12 protein-coding genes are annotated in these 19945 nt (G+C 44.2%); 5 read left to right on the plus strand and 7 right to left on the minus strand.

Going from position 1 to position 19945, the window contains the following annotated elements:
• Positions 1-73 precede the first annotated feature (73 nt).
• Positions 74-931 carry an enoyl-ACP reductase FabI gene (locus NQ565_RS00160; RefSeq protein ID WP_005657379.1) on the minus strand — a complete coding sequence of 286 codons (858 nt, stop codon included), beginning with the start codon at positions 929-931 and terminating at the stop codon, positions 74-76.
• Positions 932-1265: 334 nt separating this feature from the next.
• On the opposite strand from NQ565_RS00160, the gene NQ565_RS00165 reads away from it, so the two are divergent.
• From NQ565_RS00165 to NQ565_RS00185, 5 genes are all read left to right on the plus strand, one after another.
• Positions 1266-2864: a glycoside hydrolase family 28 protein gene (locus NQ565_RS00165; protein ID WP_022103704.1), complete on the plus strand. Its 1599-nt coding sequence runs from the start codon at positions 1266-1268 to the stop codon at positions 2862-2864.
• Between the two features lie 111 nt (positions 2865-2975).
• Positions 2976-4205: a DUF4861 domain-containing protein gene (locus NQ565_RS00170; protein ID WP_005657384.1), complete on the plus strand. Its 1230-nt coding sequence runs from the start codon at positions 2976-2978 to the stop codon at positions 4203-4205.
• 24 nt (positions 4206-4229) lie between these two features.
• Complete coding sequence (locus tag NQ565_RS00175; protein WP_005657386.1) at positions 4230-5906, plus strand: glycoside hydrolase family 43 protein; 1677 nt, start codon at positions 4230-4232, stop codon at positions 5904-5906.
• A gap of 161 nt (positions 5907-6067) precedes the next feature.
• Positions 6068-6718, plus strand: coding sequence for an HAD family hydrolase (locus NQ565_RS00180; RefSeq protein ID WP_005657388.1), 651 nt, complete (start codon positions 6068-6070; stop codon positions 6716-6718).
• A gap of 6 nt (positions 6719-6724) precedes the next feature.
• Positions 6725-9202 carry a glycoside hydrolase family 95 protein gene (locus NQ565_RS00185; protein ID WP_005657390.1) on the plus strand — a complete coding sequence of 826 codons (2478 nt, stop codon included), beginning with the start codon at positions 6725-6727 and terminating at the stop codon, positions 9200-9202.
• A 239-nt stretch (positions 9203-9441) separates the two neighbouring features.
• On the opposite strand, the gene NQ565_RS00190 is transcribed toward NQ565_RS00185, so the two are convergent.
• The 6 genes from NQ565_RS00190 to NQ565_RS00215 all read right to left on the minus strand — a co-directional run bounded on the left by NQ565_RS00190 (position 9442) and on the right by NQ565_RS00215 (position 19927).
• A complete protein-coding gene (locus NQ565_RS00190; RefSeq protein WP_229127176.1) occupies positions 9442-10875 on the minus strand; it encodes a pectate lyase family protein in 1434 nt (477 codons plus the stop codon).
• A gap of 70 nt (positions 10876-10945) precedes the next feature.
• Positions 10946-12634 carry a pectate lyase family protein gene (locus NQ565_RS00195; protein WP_005657395.1) on the minus strand — a complete coding sequence of 563 codons (1689 nt, stop codon included), beginning with the start codon at positions 12632-12634 and terminating at the stop codon, positions 10946-10948.
• Between the two features lie 42 nt (positions 12635-12676).
• A complete protein-coding gene (locus NQ565_RS00200; protein WP_222620302.1) occupies positions 12677-14284 on the minus strand; it encodes a polysaccharide lyase domain-containing protein in 1608 nt (535 codons plus the stop codon).
• Between the two features lie 58 nt (positions 14285-14342).
• Positions 14343-16067: a pectinesterase family protein gene (locus tag NQ565_RS00205; protein WP_005657399.1), complete on the minus strand. Its 1725-nt coding sequence runs from the start codon at positions 16065-16067 to the stop codon at positions 14343-14345.
• Between the two features lie 23 nt (positions 16068-16090).
• Positions 16091-17971 (minus strand): DUF5123 domain-containing protein, encoded by a 1881-nt coding sequence (locus tag NQ565_RS00210; RefSeq protein WP_005657401.1) that lies wholly within the window; start codon positions 17969-17971, stop codon positions 16091-16093.
• A gap of 18 nt (positions 17972-17989) precedes the next feature.
• On the minus strand, positions 17990-19927 hold the full coding sequence (locus NQ565_RS00215) for a RagB/SusD family nutrient uptake outer membrane protein (RefSeq protein WP_005657403.1): 1938 nt from the start codon (positions 19925-19927) through the stop codon (positions 17990-17992).
• Positions 19928-19945: the final 18 nt, after the last annotated feature.

Consider the following 19945-nt stretch of genomic DNA (forward strand, 5'->3'; position numbering starts at 1 on the left):
AAGCGGTAAAGCGGTAAGGCGATAAGGCTATGAGCCTGAATACCCTATCACTTTACCGCTTCATCATCCTTTTTTATCCGTAGATTATATTTCCGTTTTCGTCTTTGTACTCATCCAGACCTTTTTCATAAGTAGCCATAGCGCGCAAACTCATACCTACGCTGGAGAAACCGCCATCGTGGAACAAATTCTGCATAGTAACCTTACGGGTTAAGTCGGAGAACATAACGATACAGTAATCCGCACATTCGTCAGCCGAAGCATTACCCAGCGGAGACATACGGTTGGCAAAGTCGAACAGTTTGTCCATACCCTTTACACCCGAACCGGCAGTGGTCATTGTCGGAGACTGGGAAATTGTGTTGACACGTACATTGTGCTCACGTCCGTAGATATAACCAAAGCTACGGGCAATAGACTCCAACAGTGCTTTTGCATCCGCCATATCATTGTAACCGTAGAACGTACGTTGCGCTGCCACATAACTCAAAGCTACGATAGAACCGTATTCGGCAATAGCGTTCATCTTCTTGGCAGCCTGTATCATCTTATGGAAAGATATTGCCGAAATGTCCAGCGTCTTATCCAACATATCGTAATCCAAGTCATCGTATGTACGTTTCTTGCGTACATTAGGAGACATACCGATAGAATGAAGGACAAAATCCACCTGACCGCCCAGCACTTCCATAGAGCGTTTGAATACATTCTCCAAATCTTCCACACTGGTGGCATCCGCTGCTATGACTTCGCAATTCAGTTTTTCGGCCAATGCCGAAACTTCACCCATACGTACAGCGACAGGTGTATTGGACAAGGTGATCGTTGCACCTTCTTCTACTGCTTTTTCTGCTACTTTCCAGGCAATGGACTGCTCATTCAGAGCACCAAAAATAATGCCTCTTTTTCCTTTCAACAAATTGTAACTCATACCTTTTTTACTAAGTTTTGAGTTGCAAAGATAGTGCAAAAACCCCGAATGCACGCAAAGAAAAGGGTAAAACCGCAAAAAATACACCAAAACCAACAATTTGTACACATCTTTTCTACCAAAGCCCGATACATTTGCAAACGGTAATTAAGAGGTTTTTTCATAATAATTTATTTAAGGTTAGAATTAGGTTAACATGAATCATTTATTATTTCTTTCGTAAGCCACTCGTGAGAGCAGCTTACGGGGAAGTAATAAGATGGAAAGTAAAGATTAGGAAATGCCGCTTAATCCGCAAATCAGAATTCATAAATTCATTAACATAGTATCACGAATGAACACATTACTAAAAAAGCTATTTACGCTTACCACATTTTCTCTTGCATTACTGCCTGCACAGAATGCTGTTCATGCCCAATGCAAAAATTCTATAGATGAGAACATCTATAAAGAATTGCCTTTCAACATGCCAAAGGTTGAGCAGCCGTCGTTTCCTGATTATACAGTCAGTATCCTGCAATTCGGAGCCAAAAGCGACGGAACTACCTTAAACACAAAAGCGATTAATGATGCCATTAAAGCCGTCAATGCAAAAGGCGGCGGTAAAGTAGTCATTCCAGAAGGATTGTGGCTGACAGGTCCTATTGAGTTATTGAGCAACGTCAATCTGCATACGGAGAAAAATGCCCTCGTTGTCTTTACAGATGATTTCAATGCCTATCCCATTCTTGAGACATCGTTTGAAGGGTTGAATACCCGCCGTTGCCAGTCGCCTATTTCTGCGCGCAACGCAGAAAACATAGCCATTACAGGCTATGGTGTATTCGACGGTTCGGGCGATAGCTGGCGTCCGGTGAAAAAAAGCAAACTGACTGCCGGCCAATGGGATGCACTTGTCAAGTCGGGCGGTGTAGTAGACAAATCCATATGGTATCCCACAGCCGGATCGTTAAAGGGAGCATTGGCCTGCAAGAACTTCAACAATCCCGAAGGTATCGAAACAGACGAGGAATGGAATGAAATCCGTCCGTGGTTGCGCCCCGTATTGCTCAATATCGTCAAGAGTAAAAGAGTCCTGTTAGAAGGTGTTACATTCAAGAACTCACCAAGCTGGTGTCTGCATCCGCTATCATGCGAGCACATCACCATTAACCAAGTAAAAGTATTCAATCCCTGGTATTCTCAGAACGGCGATGCCCTGGATTTGGAATCCTGCAAGAATGCATTGATAATCAATAACATCTTCGATGCCGGTGACGATGCCATCTGCATCAAATCCGGTAAAGACGAGGACGGACGCAAACGCGGCGAACCTTGCCAGAACGTTATCGTAAAGAATAACACTGTGTTACACGGTCATGGCGGTTTCGTCGTGGGCAGTGAAATGTCCGGCGGTGTGAAAAATATTTATGTAACAGATTGCACTTTCCTCGGCACAGACGTAGGTTTGCGCTTTAAAAGCACCAGAGGACGCGGCGGTGTTGTAGAGGGAATCTATATTCACAACATCCACATGATTGATATACCCCACGAAGCACTGCTCTTCGACCTATTCTATGGCGGCAAGGCTGCCGGTGAAGAAACGGAAGAAGACCTGAAAGGCCGCATGAAGACAGCAGTTCCCCAAGTGACTGTTGAAACGCCTTCTTTCCGGGATATTCACATCTCCAATATCATCTGCAAGGGTTCCGGACGCGCCATGTTCTTCAACGGACTGCCCGAAATGCCCATCAGGAATGTAACCGTAAAGGATGTAATCATCAACGATGCCAAAGAAGGCGTTGTCATCAGCCAGGCGGAAGGTGTCACATTGGAAAACATACGTATAGAGACTAAGGGACACACATTGGATGTGAAAAACGCCAAAAATCTGAAAGTGGACGGAAAAGTATATTCCGCTATTGGCGCAGAAGGAAAAATGCTGGATTTTTAAGTAAAGTTCAATAAGCAATAAGCGCAAAGCAGACAGTCTTTTTGCCAAAAGGAAAAGAGCTGTCTGCTCTATTTAGTTTAATTTTGCCGCAGTTTATTAAACACATTCCTTATGAAAACGACCTTTTTAACCGGTTTCCTGTTAATGTGCGCATGCACTCTTGCCGCACAATCACAACCAAATACCAAAACCATTTCGGTAGAAGTAACCAACTCATGGAGCAAGGACAAGAGCGATGCTCCGGTAGTACTGAAAATCAAAGACCTGCAACCCGGCTTCCGCGTACGTTCGGCTGTTGTAATGAACGGCAGTGAGGAAATCCCCTCGCAACTGGACGACTTGAACGGCGATTTAAAAGCCGATGAGCTGGCATTTGTCATGGACATTCCTGCCCAAAGCAAGAAAACGCTGGCAATTACCCTGTCTTCCGCCCAAGCAGATAAGACCTATCCGGCACGTGTATTTGCCGAAATGCTGATACGCGATGCAAAAAAGCAGAAGCACGCCCCCACACAGTCGGTTACAGTACCGGGCTCTACCAATTTTTATAATATGCTACACGGGCACGGGCCGATGTTCGAATCGGAATTAGTGGCTTACCGCGTTTATTTCAATCAAAAGCAAACCGTTGACCCGTATGGCAAGTTTAAAAAAGGACTGGAAATCAAGGAAAGCGGTTTTTATCCCAATGACGAACAGCTTGCACGCGGTTTCGGAGACGATGTACTGATGGTTGGCAACAGTTGCGGTGTCGGCGCCCTGAAAGGTTGGGACGGAACGAAGGCCATCCACATAGAACCGATAGCTTTCCGCACCGAAAGCATTCTTGCTTATGGCCCTATACGCACCATAGTCGATGTAACCGTAAAAGGCTGGAACTATCAGGGAAAAGAATTGAACATGACCAACCGCTATATCCTTTATGCCGGACACCGTGACCTGCTGGTAGAGACTTTCTTTGACGAACCGCTGGAGAACGAAGTGTTCTGTACCGGTGTGCAGAATATCATGGGCAACGAAACACGCTCGGAATCAGATCACAAAGGATTGATAGGCAGTTGGGGAAGGCACTGGCCGGTCAACGACACCGTAAAATACGCCAAAGAGACAGTGGGCATTGCCACCTATGTTCCTCAGAAATATATCCGTCAGGAAGTAAAAGATAAAGATAATTTCCTTTATACCCTTTCTGCACCGGGTAGCGACCGTTTCCACCATTACACCATGTTTACTTCATGCAAGGAAACTTTCGGATATCCTACTCCCGAAGCATGGTTTGCCTATATGCGCGAGTGGAAAGAAGAGTTGCAACACCCGGTTCAGATTAAAATCAAGAATTAAACACTCAAAGAATCAAATCGTAACATGAAAAGCAGAAACGCACTTTTAGGACTCAGCCTGCTGCTGGCAATGCCGCTGGCGGCACAAGAAAAGAATTATGTTTCCGAGGTATGGGTAGCCGACCAAGGCAACGGTAAATATAAGAACCCGATACTCTACGCAGACTATTCCGACCCGGATGCCTGCCGCGTAGAAGATGATTTCTATATGACCTCTTCCAGTTTCAACTGCCTGCCGGGTCTGCAGATTTTACACTCCAAAGACCTCGTTAACTGGAGTATCATCGGCGCTGCCGTTCCCTACGCCCTCCCCCCTATCGAAACACCGGAACGTCCGGAGCATGGCAACCGTGTATGGGCGCCTGCCATCCGCCATCATAACGGTGAATTCTACATCTTTTGGGGCGACCCCGACCAAGGCGCGTTCATGGTAAAAGCCAAAGACCCCAAAGGCCCGTGGACAGAACCCGTGCTCGTAAAACCGGGCAAGGGCATCATAGACACCTGCCCTTTCTGGGATGAAGACGGAAAGGTCTACATGGTACACGCCTATGCAGGAAGCCGTGCCGGATTGAAAAGCATCATATCCATCTGCGAGTTGAATGCGGATGCCACCCAAGCCATGACACAATCGCGCATCATCTTCGACGGTCATGAAGCGCATCAGACCTGCGAAGGTCCCAAACTCTATAAAAGAGGAGAATATTACTACATCTTCCATCCGGCAGGCGGCGTGCCCACCGGCTGGCAGGTTGTCCTCCGCTCCAAGAACATATACGGTCCTTACGAATGGAAGAAGGTACTGGCACAGGGTAACAGCCCTATCAACGGCCCTCATCAGGGAGCATGGGTCGACACTCCTACCGGTGAAGACTGGTTCCTGCATTTTCAGGATGTCGGCGCATACGGCCGTCTGGTGCACCTGCAACCTATGAAATGGGTAAACGACTGGCCGGTTATCGGCATCGACAAAGACGGCGACGGCTGCGGCGACCCGGTTCTGGTTCATACGAAGCCGAACGTAGGCAAGACATATCCTATCCGCACTCCGCAAGAAAGCGATGAGTTTGACGGTTATACCCTCTCTCCGCAGTGGCAATGGCATGCCAACATCAATGAAAAATGGGCCTATTATGCAGGCGACCGGGGCATTGTACGTCTTTACTCCTACCCGGTTGTCAAAGAATATAAGAACCTTTGGGATGCAGCCAACCTATTGTTGCAAAAAACTCCCTCCGACAACTTTACTGCCACAATGAAGCTGACCTTCAAACCGACGGAGAAATACAAAGGAGAACGTACCGGACTGGTAGTTATGGGACTTGACTACGCCGGACTTATCCTGGAAAATACGGACAAAGGCCTGGTATTGTCTCAAGTGTCTTGCCCAAAAGCAGACAAAGGTACTTCCGAAACCGTAAACGGTACAGTCGATTTAAAGGATAATACGATTTACCTGCGTGCCAAGTTCACCTCTGACGGAAAAAAGATTTCCAAGAGCGAAGGCGGACACGACCTGTTGGTAATGTGCCACTTCAGTTACAGCCTCAACGGAAAGAAATTCCAGCCATTGGGCAAACCGTTCCAAGTAAAAGAAGGCAAGTGGATCGGTGCCAAAGTTGGCATGTTCTGTACCCGCCCGGCTATCGTTACCAACGACGGCGGCTGGACAGATGTAGACTGGTTCAGAATTACCAGATAACAGGCTTCATGGAAATACTGCCTCACCATAGATAACATTGATTTCCGGTTTATCAGGTATCTATCTTAAAATCGGTATTAATCCGCGTTATCTATGGTGAGTTTTTATATAACCCCTGCAAATTGTTATATCTTTGTTCCCAAAATAAAAAAGAGAAAACAATGAAGAAACTTGTTATATTCGACTTAGACGGTACATTATTAAATACCATTGCCGATTTGGCGCAAAGCACCAACCATGCATTAAGCGTACTTGGTTACCCCACCCACGAGGAATCAGCCTATAACTTCATGGTGGGCAACGGAATCAACAAACTATTTGAGCGGGCCCTTCCCGAAGGAGAGAAGAGCGAAGAAAATGTGCTCCGTGTCCGTAAGGAATTCATTCCTTACTACGATGCACACAATGCCGACAAGAGCCGTCCCTATCCCGGCATACCCGAACTGCTAGAACAATTACAGTCGCTGGGACTGCAAATAGCGGTTGCATCCAATAAATACCAAGCAGCAACCCAAAAACTGATAGCTCACTATTTCCCGAAAATAAACTTTGTCGCCGTATTCGGCCAACGGGAAGGAGTAAACGTGAAACCCGACCCGACCATTGTAGACGATATTCTATCCATTGCCAAAACAGATAGAAAAGATGTGCTTTATGTAGGAGATTCCGGCGTGGATATGCAGACGGCAATCAATGCCGGAGTAACGTCTTGCGGAGTAACCTGGGGGTTCCGTCCACGGACAGAGTTAGAGGAGTTTCACCCCGATTATATTGCAGACAAAGCGGAAGAAATCTTAAAACGGATAAACTGACAAGCTATGATCAAAAAATGGTTCATGCTAATCCTTACCTTTTGCTGTATCGGCGGTAAGGTCACGGCACAAAATGATACCGTCCTGAAACTATGGTACGACAGCCCAGCCAGACAATGGGTAGAAGCTCTGCCATTGGGCAACGGAAGCTTGGGAGCAATGGTCTTCGGCGACCCCATACACGAACGGTTCCAGCTCAATGAAGAGACTGTTTGGGGCGGTTCACCTCACAACAACACCAATCCCAAGGCAAAAGAAGCATTGCCTCGCATACGCCAACTGATATTCGAAGGGAAAAATAAAGAAGCGCAAGAGTTATGCGGCCCTGCCATCTGTTCACAATCCGCCAATGGAATGCCGTATCAAACGGTCGGCACACTGCATCTCGATTTTGAAGGAATCAGTAAATACGATGACTATTACCGGGATCTGGATATTGAAAAGGCAATAGCCACCACCCGTTTCACAGCCAATGGCATTACTTACGTACGGGAAACATTCACCTCATTTCCCGACCGGTTATTAGTTATCAGACTAACAGCCTCGAAAAAAAGAAGCATTTCTTTCACTGCGCATTACACCACTCCTTATACCGAAAACACAGAGCGCCGCATCTCTTCCCTCAACGAATTGCAACTCAACGGAAAGGCCAACGACCACGAAGGCATTGAGGGGAAGGTTCGATTCACCGCACTTACCCGGATTGAGAATAACGGCGGTACGCTAAAAGCAACCTCCGACAGTACTTTGCAAGTCAAGAATGCCAATAGCGTTGTTCTGTACGTCTCCATCGGCACAAACTTCATAAACTACAAAGACATATCGGGAGATGCACTTAAAACCGCACAGCAATACATGAAGCAGGCCGGCAAGAACTACACAAAAAGAAAAGAAGCCCACATTGCCGCCTATCAAAAATACTTTAACCGCGTTTCCCTCGACTTGGGCAGCAATTCCCAAATCAAAAAACCGACAGACCGGCGTGTAAAAGAATTCAGTTCTACTGCCGATCCGCAAATGGCTGCCCTATACTTCCAATTCGGACGTTATCTCTTAATATGTTCTTCACAGCCGGGTGGACAAGCCGCCAACCTGCAAGGCATCTGGAACTATCAGTTACGCGCTCCCTGGGACGGGAAGTACACCACCGACATTAACGTAGAAATGAATTATTGGCCAGCAGAAACCACTGCCTTGCCCGAAATGCACGAGCCGTTTCTGCAATTGGTAAAAGAAGTAGCCATACAAGGTCGCGAGAGTGCCGCCATGTACGGCTGCCGTGGCTGGACGTTGCATCACAACACCGATATATGGCGCAGTACAGGCGCCGTAGACGGTCCTAAATATGGTATTTGGCCCACTTGTAACGCCTGGTTCTGCCAGCACTTATGGGATCGGTATCTGTTCTCCGGCGATAAGAACTATTTGGCAGAGGTTTATCCGATTATGCGCGGCGCCTGCGAATTTTATCTGGACTTCTTAGTACGCGAACCCCAAAACAACTGGCTGGTAGTAGCTCCTTCCTATTCACCGGAAAACAGTCCGTCTGTTAACGGTAAACGCGATTTTGTAATTGTTGCCGGTGCTACGATGGATAATCAAATGGTTTACGACCTCTTCCACAATACCATTCAAGCCGCCACCTTAATGAATGAGCATAAATCCTTCACAGACAGCCTGCAAACCGTGGCCAAGCATTTGGCACCCATGCAGGTAGGACGCTGGGGACAGTTGCAAGAATGGATGGAAGACTGGGACAATCCTCAGGATCACCACCGTCATGTTTCCCACTTATGGGGACTATATCCCGGCCGTCAAATCAGCGCCTATAATTCTCCTGTTCTTTTTGAAGCGGCCAAGAAATCGCTGATTGCCCGTGGAGACCACTCCACCGGTTGGTCTATGGGATGGAAAGTCTGCCTATGGGCACGGCTGCTCGACGGTAATCACGCCTATAAACTGATTACCGAACAACTCCACCCCACCACCGATGAACGCGGACAAAACGGGGGGACCTATCCTAATCTGTTCGATGCCCATCCGCCTTTCCAGATAGACGGCAATTTCGGATGCACGGCCGGCATAGCCGAAATGCTTGTACAAAGCCATGACGGTGCCATTCATCTCCTGCCTGCATTGCCCAATGTGTGGGAACATGGCACTATAAAAGGAATTCGCTGTCGCGGCGGTTTTCTGCTGGAAGAGATGAAATGGGAAAAAGGAAAAGTGCAAACGGTTACCATAGCTTCCACCATCGGCGGAACCTTACGTATACGTACCGCCTCCCCTTTATATCTGAATGGAGAAAAGCTGACACCGGCGACAGAAGAGTCATGCAATAATCCGCTGCTGCTATCCCAACCGATACGGAAGCCGTTGGTTGCAGCCAGTGCACCGCTATCAGTACCTCAAAAGCAGCAATCGTATATTTATGACATCAAGACCAAAGCCGGAGAAAGGTATACGTTTCTCCCTACCGATTAGTTTACCATGATGTAAGTTTACATATACATTTAAAATTCCAAGTCTTTATTGATGCTATCTCATAAATAGGCTCAGATTCTTTTCAAAATAGTATGTCTGAATAGATAAGAATTAGTAGACAATACAGAATATTAAATATAAAGATGGTATATGGAGTAATTATAATCAATCATTTCCATATACCATCTTATTCTTTAGGATAGTCACCAAATGCTCCTATTTAAGAAAGAAGAGATTTATTAGGGAAAGAGATGTTCCACTAAACTATTCAGATAAATCTCCAAATTCGTATAATTTGCATTTAAGTTATAATTTTTACTATCCGAGGCATCATTCGGATTCAACCCGTTAGCTATCTCCCATTCATCGGGCATACCATCCAAATCGGCATCAGTCAAAGCTGTTTTAGAATTATATTCAGGCCACCCACCAACATCCTCCGGTCTGTCTATCATGCCATTTGTACTCCCATGACTACCCTCATTGGTATATATCCCTTTACGGGTTTCCTCTACAATACGCTTATCATTTATGTCACGGCTGTATGATGCGCCGGCAAATTGAAGGACAGCTTCAAAAGCATCCCATGTAGACTGCAAAGAAGTACGTTCTGCAAAATCGAACGGCTGCTTTGCCAGCAAATCGCTTTTCGGAGCAAAATTATTCTTCACTATCAATCCAACTGTATTATCCTTATTAACCAACATCATCTCCTGACGTTGTTTCTCGTTCAGTTTTTCACAAGTAGGATCCATATAATTTCCGGAAAAGAAGAATACACCATGCGTTCCTTTTACATTTTGATGTTTCCCATCATCGGAATAAGCAGTAAACAAACGTTTGTAAGATGATTTAGTAGCCGTATGAGGTCCCGGTTTATAATAATTATTTATAAAGTTATAGCTTCCTCCTTCACCGGCATACGCTCCATCACTACCAAAATTATAGATTACATTATTGAACAAATCCACTTTTTCATCTTCAGGCTTGCCAGTATAACGACTTCCGCATAAACGCGGAGTACGGTTCATATGATGCGCCAGCAGGTTATGATGAAAAGACGCCGTTTGACCGCCCCATATACCACCATACCCATGAGCACCTTTTTCGTGAATGGAATTTGCAAGGCTTTCGCTGATAATACACCATTGCAACGTAAAATTACTGTTATCATAAAAAGTTGCACATTCATCGGTACTCCAACTCATAGAGCAATGGTCAATAATGATATTACGATGATGTTTAAAACCATTCATCGCATCATCGCCTTTTTGTTTTATCTCTGCCCCCATACGCGAACGGATAAAACGGATTATTACATTATCTGCCTGTACGCTCAACGTATAATTTTTCAAACAGATACCATCTCCCGGCGCTGTTTGTCCAGCAATGGTAACATCACCGTTATTAATTTTCAGAGGTGACTGCAATTCAATCAAGCCACTAACAGCAAAAACTATAGTACGAGAACCCTTCTTTCTCAAGGCCCAACGTAAAGTACCCTCTGTTCCGTCATCTTTCAAAGAGTTTACGACCAATACCTCACCACCAGCTCCTCCGGTTGTGTATTTTCCTGCTCCGTCTGCACCCGGAAAAGCCGGAATCTTAGAACGGTCGGGAGTATCATATACCGGCAAACTCTGTCCAAATACCTCAGAAACAAAAGATACCATAACCCCTGCCATGCAGACAGCCAATAACAAGTTCTTTTTCATAACAAATTCTTTTTAAACAAAACACATCTCAATCAGCCACAGCACCGCCTTTACTGCCAGCCTCCATAATACCGTGTACAAGACTGTTCATATACATCTCGATGTTAGTATATTTACCATTAACATCAACAGTCCGTTCATTCGCATCATTTTTCTTAAAATCAAGCCCATATTCCTTTTCCCAATAATCCGGAATTCCGTCACTGTCAGTATCTTCAGTGCATATTTCAGTATCTGTTGCCAGAACCGGGAATCCCTTTTCATCCAATTGTCCGGCATTAGTACCAATGTCAGACGGCTTATTGATATATCCCGGTTTATTATCCGACCATCCCTTCAATGATTCCCATTCTTTGGCACTGCCTGTACAAGTTGCCACACCTTTTCTGACATCACTTATAATAAGTTCATCAAGCTTATCTCTATAATTGCAAGCACCGGCATATTGTAAAACCATATCATAAGCATCAACGGCAGAATGGGTCGTCACATGTCCGGCTCCGGAAACAGGAGAATTTACCTTTATGCTTGTATGTTCTTTCCAAAGGGCTGAACTCTCCCCGCCTTCGCAATTTTTAGCATCCATTTGTCCGAATACACCATCTTGCCAGTTATCGGCAGTCACGTCACTATATCCTTCCACACAGTTTCCACTAACATAAAACCTGCCCCAGGTCTGAAGCCATTTTTTATAATCTGCTCCCGAATAATCTTTCGGATACACATCGGGTTTGGCAATGCGATACTGACGTTTTTCCTTACTGCCGGTAAAAAGTTTAGTTGCAGGTCCGGGTTTATAATAATTGTTTACAAGATTCACCTTTTGAGCTTCACCGCCATAACAGCCTTCTCCCGCATAATTATAGTACACATTATTGCGTATATCAACAAGTTCACCCTTATCAAGAGCCAATGTCGTGTAGCGAGGTCCAAGACGTGGTACCCGGCTTTCGCAATGAGCAATTATATTATGGTGATAAGAAGCATAGTGTCCTCCCCAATTGCCTCCGTATCCATGAGTATTAAATTTCTCTCCTGTTATTTTGGCAGGAGTTACTCGCAATGACTGCGCAACCAAGCACCACTGTACCGTAGTATATTCCGAACCATATACAGACAATCCTTCATCCGTTCCCCAACTTACAGAACAATGATCGATAATAATATTCTTATTATCCGAACCTCCCAGACCATCATTATCCGTATTGATATTACCCGGACGGAAGCGAATAAATCTGATTATCACATTATCAGAGTTTATGGTAAAAGGATAATTTGCTATACAGATTCCTCCCGGCGAGGTCTGCCCTGCAATCGTAAGATTGTCATTTTTTGTTTTAAGTTCACGTTCCAGCATGATAGTACCGGAAATTGCAAAAACAACAGTTCGTGCACCGCTTTTCTCTACTGCATATCGTAAAGTTCCTTCCGGCTTGCTGGCAGGGTCATCCAAACGTGTCACAACATATACAGCACCTCCGCGGCCACCGGTCGCATTGCGACCATGACCTTCAGCATAAGGAAAAGCAAATAACTCGCCATAGTCCAATGTTTTCACTCCGGTATCAGGAGAGTCGTTTTCCTCACCATTGCTTTCATCGTCGCCGTTGCTACCTATATTTCCTTCCGAATCTACAATCGGATCATCTCCGGAACAGGAAATACCCCCGAATCCTAAAACAAATAGCAAATAGAACAACCAATATATACCTTTCATATCTTATCCGTTTTTTAATCCAAATATGTAATTATACAAATATCATTTAGCCGGATAAAGTTTCTCTACCAAGCTATTGATATATACTTCCAAATTTGTATATTCCTTACTCAGATTATATTTGACTCCATCTGCAGAACTTTTCGGATTCAACCCATTGGCTGCCTCCCAAGCATCCGGCATTCCGTCGCCGTCTGTATCCACAGGGGCATTCTCTTTCACATATACAGGCCATCCTCCCACATCCGTTGCCTTATCAATAAGTCCCAGCACACTGCCGTTACTTCCTGAGGCCGTATAATCTCCATTACGTACATTGTCTACTATACGCCTGTCCACCGCATCAGACTTCAACGAAGCACCGGCATACAGCAGTACGGCTTTATAAGCTTCTGAAGCAGACTGCGTAAATAATGCCGCATCATCGGTTATTGTAAATTCCGAGTTAGCCTGAATAGCAGACTTTCCACCGGAAGGTAAGAGTACACCGGATGTCTCATTCGGCTGCAAACCGACCCAATTATCATTGTTCACCTCCTCCAGCAAAGACTGATAAGCAGGATTTAATTGAGGGCATGTACCATCAAAATAGTTACCATTCAGATAAAACATTCCCCATGTTCCTTTTGCATTTTTATTTTTTCCATCATCTCCATTCGGCTGAAAAATGCGATTGACAATATTTGGTTTTTCATTGGTAGAAGGCCCCGGTTTATAATAATTATTCACAAAATTATAACTTCCTCCTTCACCGGCATAGCCGCCATTGGTAGGTCCCCAATTATAAAAGACATTGTTGCGTAGATCTACTTTTTCATTGCCGGGTTTACCGGTATACCTACTGCCACATAGACGAGGAGTACGACTACTATGATGTGCCAGAAGATTATGGTGGAACGTAGCAGGTGAGCCACCCCAAATACCTCCATACCCATGATTACCTTTGGTATGTACAGAACGGTTCAAACTCTCGCTGATAATACACCACTGCATAGTAAAATTGCTATTATCATAAAAGGAAGCACACTCATCCGTACACCAGCTCATGGAACAATGATCTATGATGATGTTCTTATGTTGCTTTCCCCAAAGTGCATCGCCACTATCCGCCTCACCTTCAGTTGTGAAATTATCAGATCCCATTCGAAAACGCATAAAACGAATAATGACATTATCAGCCTGTACAGAAACCGGATAACCTTTCAAACAAATACCGTCTCCGGGAGCTGTCTGACCGGCAATTGTCAGGTCACCATTTACTATTTTCAGCGGGCTGTTCAAATCTATCAGTCCACTCACTGCAAACACAATCGTACGCGCTCCGCTTTGGCTGATACCGTAACGCAAAGTCCCTTTTTCGTTGGTGTCTGCCAATGAAGTCACCACATACACCTTTCCACCTGCTCCGCCTGTAGTAAACCGACCGGCGCCATATGCACCCGGAAATGCAGCAATCGAAGAACGGTCCGGAGCAGGATACTCTTCCAATGTATTATCCGTATCTGGATTATTATCTCCATCCCCATTATTATCAGTTTCTGGCGGAACTTCCGTTCCGCCAGAAACCGGATTATCATCCGAACATGCCACTACTGAAGCAGAAAGGATGAAACACAGCAAACCAAAATAAACGAGTTTCAATATTCTCATAAGTAAGTTTTTTAATACATAAAAGCCGGCAGCAGATTTACCGGCTTTTATAAAACAATTATTCAGCACTGATGCTTCCGTAGTGTCCTACTCCCCTGACTGTGTATACCCCGTCAGCAGCAGTCGTAACAGATACCGAAGTTTCGGTAGTCTGTGCCAAATAGACGCCATTCACAAAAATAAGATAACCTGCTGCTCCGTCTATTGCATTCCAACTTAAAGTAGTACCATCCAAGGTAGCCATAGTAGTGCCTGGGGTCTGCATATACTGTTTCGGATTCCATCCCTCTCTGGCAATGATGTTCTCATAAGTATATCCGGCAGCTTCATCTGCAGAAAGAACTTTTGCAGTAAACTGACTGCTGCCGCTACCAACTGTCATATCTCCTGTTGAAATTACCTGATTATTTTTATCAACCGTATTATATTCGCCAAAAAGAGCAGGCGCTGCGCTACCCGCAGTCCAATGACCGTCTATAATATCCATCTTCAAAGCAGTGTTAATGAAAACCGCCTTCGCAGAAGTTGATTGCTGACGTCCGAAAGAAAAAGCGGTTATACCTGCCTCACCGTCTATCGTACAGTCTTTCATCACATACCCATAAGCATCGGTTTCGTTACTACGTGAAGCCGTAATAAAACTACCATTGCCCGTGTTATAAAAAGTACTGTTTTCTATCAGCACATCACCACTTCCCCAGATATAGTCCGTACTACCTTCAATCCATGAATTTTGTACATAAGCCCGGCAAATACCATACGTTCCGTTCACTTTCTGGAAACGCGTCCACCACGTATCCTGGAATGAAACCAATTTACAATTATTCATAGCCAATCTATCATAATGGCTACACAGAGCTTCAGCTTGTCCACCTTTTCCAAGACCACCGTCATAGCGGCTTTTCAATGCACCGTACAAGTTAATAATGGAAATGTTCTCCAGGTAAACATCAGTGGCTTTAATCAATACTACACAATTCTGATCTGTGGTATATCCTGCAAGGCGCGCAGGTGAATTAGGATTGTGAATAGAATAAGGCCATGTATCCGAATTAGTTTGCTCCTCTACACGATTCAACGCAAATTGAATTTTCACTCTGTCAGGATTTTCTCCAATCAAATGAATAAACGGTTTTGTTTTAGGTATATATACACATTCATTATAGGTTCCTGCTGCAATAAAAATCAGGTAAGGCGATGTCAAATTGGCAGGAGCGGCATTAATAGCAGCTTGTACAGTGGTATAATCACCTCTTCCGTTTGCATCAACAACAGCATCAAACACCGTTTCGCTATCTCCACCGGAAATACCGGAAGTGGCTGTAAACTTCAAAGTAATATCTTTGCTGTAAGGACGATGCTGCATATCCGTCAATGTACCCGCCTCGATAAATAAGGAACATTCGGAACCTTCACTGACAGAATAAGGATAGCGGACTTTCTCATAATTGATGACAATCTGATTGGAAGCAACCTTATCATTGAAATAAATTCCGGTTGTCAGCACTTCACCGGTTTCTTCATCCTTAGTCGGCGGAGTCTGGCGCATGGTTTTGCTAAAGACAAACTCCACATAACCATCAGTACCCGCCGTCAAATTGTTCTCCGTTTCCGAATCAATATTGGCAAGATCAACCTCCGTACCATTGATATTGCATGAAATAAGAACAGGAGCACTTGTATTTTCCTTGCCTTCATCGTTATCTTCACAGGCATAACCTGTGAAGATAAGTAACAAGAGGAGCAAGCATTTGCCTACTGTATAAATAGATTTTGTATTCATATTAGTTCATGTTATTAAATTTATTATTTATTCCAACGCGGATCACCGATTATCTTAACTTCATTCGGAATATCTGCACCGAAAGTCAAATCAAGCACATCGGTACTTGAAGATGCATTCGGGAACAGTTGGGATGAAGAATAGGACAAAGCTGTAGTAGATGTAGAACCAGGTTTTGAAACAGTAAGGTCTGATGTTCTATAAACTTTCGACCAATTTAAAGAAGCCGGAAGAGTTTTATCATCATAGAATATCTGGAAAGTATTACTACCTGCAAATAAAACATTTTCTACAGTAAGACTACCTTTCGCTCCTCTCACAAGAGCATCTTTATCAACTAAATTATAGAAAGTACAGTTTTTAATTACAGAAATAGAATTATCAGCCTTATCAACTCTTAGGAGCGATGCACTGGTTCCACCTGGATTAGCAAAAGTAGAGTTCATCATATTAATAATTACAGATTTCACAGCCCCATCCGTTTGAACAATACCATAGTAGTTACTTGTGCTTTTAGTACCCAAGTTTCTAATAATACAGTCATCAATATTCAATTTCAGACTACTTTCCCCATTTACCTTACGCACACGAACAATACCCCGATAATTTTCTATAGTACATGAAGTTATTTCAATATTTGCTATAGAAGAACCTTCTGTATTCGGAGCAATAACACAATCGTTACTAAGTGCACTGATATTCAGATTATAAAACTCTATTTTATCAATAGCCCCTAAAGTTTGCATATTCTTAACAGCTAATTTCGGTTGTGTAGCTCCCTCACCCCAAAAGACAATATTAGTAACCGCAGCAGGTATCTCAGATTTGTTACTCAAATCCGCATCTGCACTGATTGTCACTAAAATATTACCGGACAAGTTATCCCAATCGGCTATTAAAGCCTCAACACCATTATATTCCGTATACCCAACAGGTTTTCCCTTCTTTGTTGTAAATGTAGCACGTGCACATATAGCCCCATTATAGAAAGCATAAACTGTGTATTCCGTACTTGGTTCCAGATTCGGTATAATAACGGCATGTTCATTTACCTCGGAAGCACTTAGCGAAACTGCTCCGGTGGCATCATCCGGAGTAGGCGCCGAAGAGGGCTGACAGATATATTGGTCCACATCCACTGTATTATCCCAAGAGAATCTTGCCGTATTGGCTGTAATCTCATCTACGGTAGACTCTATTTCCAATCCCGGCACTACCACTTCCTGTGAACCGCGTAACGTTTCATTATTATAAATGCTGATAGTATAAGCTGTGAATATTTTCAGTCCTTCAATCCATGCCTCTCCTGCAGCAGCTTCCTCAGCCGTAATTGCCCGCTCTATAGGAGCAGCACCGCCCACAATCTCGAAATGCGTTACCGTCAGACCAGCTTCCCATGACATACGTACCTTACCTGATGCAACCGGAAGATCCTCTTCGGCAGGCACATTCAATACATCCTCTTCCGTTACTGTTTTGAACGGTTCGTCTAAATAAGCCCAATAGGATTCCTTGCCATTTGCCACAGACTTAATACGCAGATAATATTCCGCACCTGCTTCCAGATTGTCAATTAAAAAAGGAGCTTTCAATATGCGGTTTTCTACCGTATTCCCATAAACAAGATTACCGTTCTCTTCCGAGCCCATAGGAATTTCATCAGTCAGCTCATTCTTGCTTATTTCAAGAATATAATATTCTACGCCGGGCATGGCATCCCAAGTTACCGTAACCCGAGCTACTTTTTCATCTTTTGTCACATTTATACCATCCTCATTGGTTCCAAACGGACGGCTGTACGAGGCATCAATACCCCAATCGCTTTTCTCTGTACATGCCATTGCAAGTAAAGAGACAAGGAGCATAAATACCCCTTTAGCCAATATATTTCTGATATTTTTCATTTCCTTGAGTGTTTAAGATTAATCACTATATCCATAAGAATTATGCAACTTGCCATTCGATGTAGAAATCGTGGTAGAAGCGATAGGAAGCAAATAACGGTTTTTCACTACACGGTTCAACCCTGCCGAAATACTGGGCAGATTAACAAGCAGTTGCTCCTGCTTGGCATCTGTAGTCTCTCTGCCGAAGAAATTGGCGCTAAAGTAACCGGCATCCACAGGTTCGTTGTAATTGAATGTGGTTACATCAATCGTGAAATTATCCTCCTTGAACTTATAATAAATTTTAGCCGGATATGAACCATTATTCACTGCATTACGATAGCTCTCCTTGAACTCGTCAATCTTGGCACTGAGCAGATTCCAACGGATAAGGTCGAATTTACGTACACCCTCACCTGCCAATTCCCAGGCATTTTCATCAACAATCGTTTCAAAGAAGCCCTGTTCATTAATGAGTTTCGTCAAATGAGCCTCTGCAGCAGCCTTGTCACCGTTGAAGGCACGTGTATGTATCTCGGAAAGAGCTTCGAAAGCTGTTTTTGAACAATACTCGCCACCTGTATTATAGCTGCCGTAAAGTTCATTCATAACCTCCGCATACATAAGCAAAACATGAGGATAGCGCATCTTTACAACATTGATGCCACTGCACACTTTCTGGTCGCTTGCTTTCACAGCATCCCACCAACCGTCTTTCCGATTTTTCATCTTACGATAGTCCCACTTGCCGCAATAAATGGCAAAAGGAGCATTGCCAAGCATATCTTCTTTATAAACGCCACTCTTCGTACGAATCTGCATCAGGGCACAAGTCAGGTCACGACGCTGGTCTGCAGCATCAAAAGACATATAATAAGGAGCTGTCAGTTTGAGCTTACCACTGGAATTACCTTTCGGACCATAGTTATGTTCCTCAGACACACCACCGGGAAAAGCACCGTTTACACGAAATCCTACAGTATACCCCAATTCACTGCTATTATTCAGCCCCATCGGGATTTCAAACAAATTTTCACGATAGGTATTATCCAGTTCACACAAGTTCACCCCATTCCAATAACCTGCAAGAGTGGGAGTCATCGAGTGTGTATTATCATTGATGATAGCGGCAAGATGTTCCTCTGCCAATTTATACATCTCATGACGTTTTTCATCATCGCAACGCTGAGTAGGATAAGCCGGATCTGAGTTTTCCGTAGCTGTCACATATCCTTCCTTCGCAGCTTCACGAATAAACCATCCGGCACGGGTCAATGCTATGTTTGCCAGCAAACCATGTGCATATCCTTTGGTGACACGCTCTGTGGTGTAAGTTGTACCACCTGCCCAAGGCAGATAAGGAATGGATTCTTCCAAATCGCCAATCAAAGCCTCCATAATAACATCACGGTCAGTCTTCCCTACATACACATTTTCCAGATTGCTATCCGAAGCACCGGTAGCAAACGGAATATCTCCGAAAAGGCGAATCAAGTCGAAATAAATCATTGCACGCAACACTTTAGCTTCGGCACGGAAGCGTAGCATCATATCGCAATCATCGCCTTTCGTCTTAATCAGCTCGCTGTTGTTTATGCCATCTATTACCAGATTGGCGTTCTCAATAATGCCATACATCACATCCCATACACGCGAAAGTTGCGTCCAACCCGGATTAGCATTGTAATTCATATTACCGCGTTCGCTGGAGGTATTGCTGGCATCGGTACCAAGTCCGTCCACCAATTCACAATCCGTATTCAGACCTGCTATAATAGGCATAAAGTTGGAGTAGGCTTGGTCCTGAGTCAGACTTCCGTAAATCTTATTCACGGTCAGTTCCGTATAGTATGTGTTATTAAAAGTAGTTTTATTATCCAGTTCGGAAGGAGAAGTCTGATCCAGAAAATCAGAACAGGAAGTCATGGCAACCAACCCTGCCGCTAAACATAAAGTTTTATATATATTTCTCATATCAGTCAATATCTGTTA

The organism is Bacteroides stercoris ATCC 43183, assembly GCF_025147325.1.
Lineage (GTDB): Bacteria > Bacteroidota > Bacteroidia > Bacteroidales > Bacteroidaceae > Bacteroides > Bacteroides stercoris.

What these genes read in the sequence shown, in the direction of transcription:
- NQ565_RS00200 (WP_222620302.1), bottom strand. Translation starts at nt 14,284, where the DNA reads ATGAGAATATTGAAACTCGTTTATTTTGGTTTGCTGTGTTTCATCCTT.
- NQ565_RS00160 (WP_005657379.1), bottom strand. Translation starts at nt 931, where the DNA reads ATGAGTTACAATTTGTTGAAAGGAAAAAGAGGCATTATTTTTGGTGCT.
- NQ565_RS00205 (WP_005657399.1), bottom strand. Translation starts at nt 16,067, where the DNA reads ATGAATACAAAATCTATTTATACAGTAGGCAAATGCTTGCTCCTCTTG.
- NQ565_RS00175 (WP_005657386.1), top strand. Translation starts at nt 4,230, where the DNA reads ATGAAAAGCAGAAACGCACTTTTAGGACTCAGCCTGCTGCTGGCAATG.
- NQ565_RS00165 (WP_022103704.1), top strand. Translation starts at nt 1,266, where the DNA reads ATGAACACATTACTAAAAAAGCTATTTACGCTTACCACATTTTCTCTT.
- NQ565_RS00190 (WP_229127176.1), bottom strand. Translation starts at nt 10,875, where the DNA reads ATGGTATCTTTTGTTTCTGAGGTATTTGGACAGAGTTTGCCGGTATAT.
- NQ565_RS00170 (WP_005657384.1), top strand. Translation starts at nt 2,976, where the DNA reads ATGAAAACGACCTTTTTAACCGGTTTCCTGTTAATGTGCGCATGCACT.
- NQ565_RS00185 (WP_005657390.1), top strand. Translation starts at nt 6,725, where the DNA reads ATGATCAAAAAATGGTTCATGCTAATCCTTACCTTTTGCTGTATCGGC.
- NQ565_RS00215 (WP_005657403.1), bottom strand. Translation starts at nt 19,927, where the DNA reads ATGAGAAATATATATAAAACTTTATGTTTAGCGGCAGGGTTGGTTGCC.
- NQ565_RS00210 (WP_005657401.1), bottom strand. Translation starts at nt 17,971, where the DNA reads ATGAAAAATATCAGAAATATATTGGCTAAAGGGGTATTTATGCTCCTT.
- NQ565_RS00195 (WP_005657395.1), bottom strand. Translation starts at nt 12,634, where the DNA reads ATGAAAGGTATATATTGGTTGTTCTATTTGCTATTTGTTTTAGGATTC.
- NQ565_RS00180 (WP_005657388.1), top strand. Translation starts at nt 6,068, where the DNA reads ATGAAGAAACTTGTTATATTCGACTTAGACGGTACATTATTAAATACC.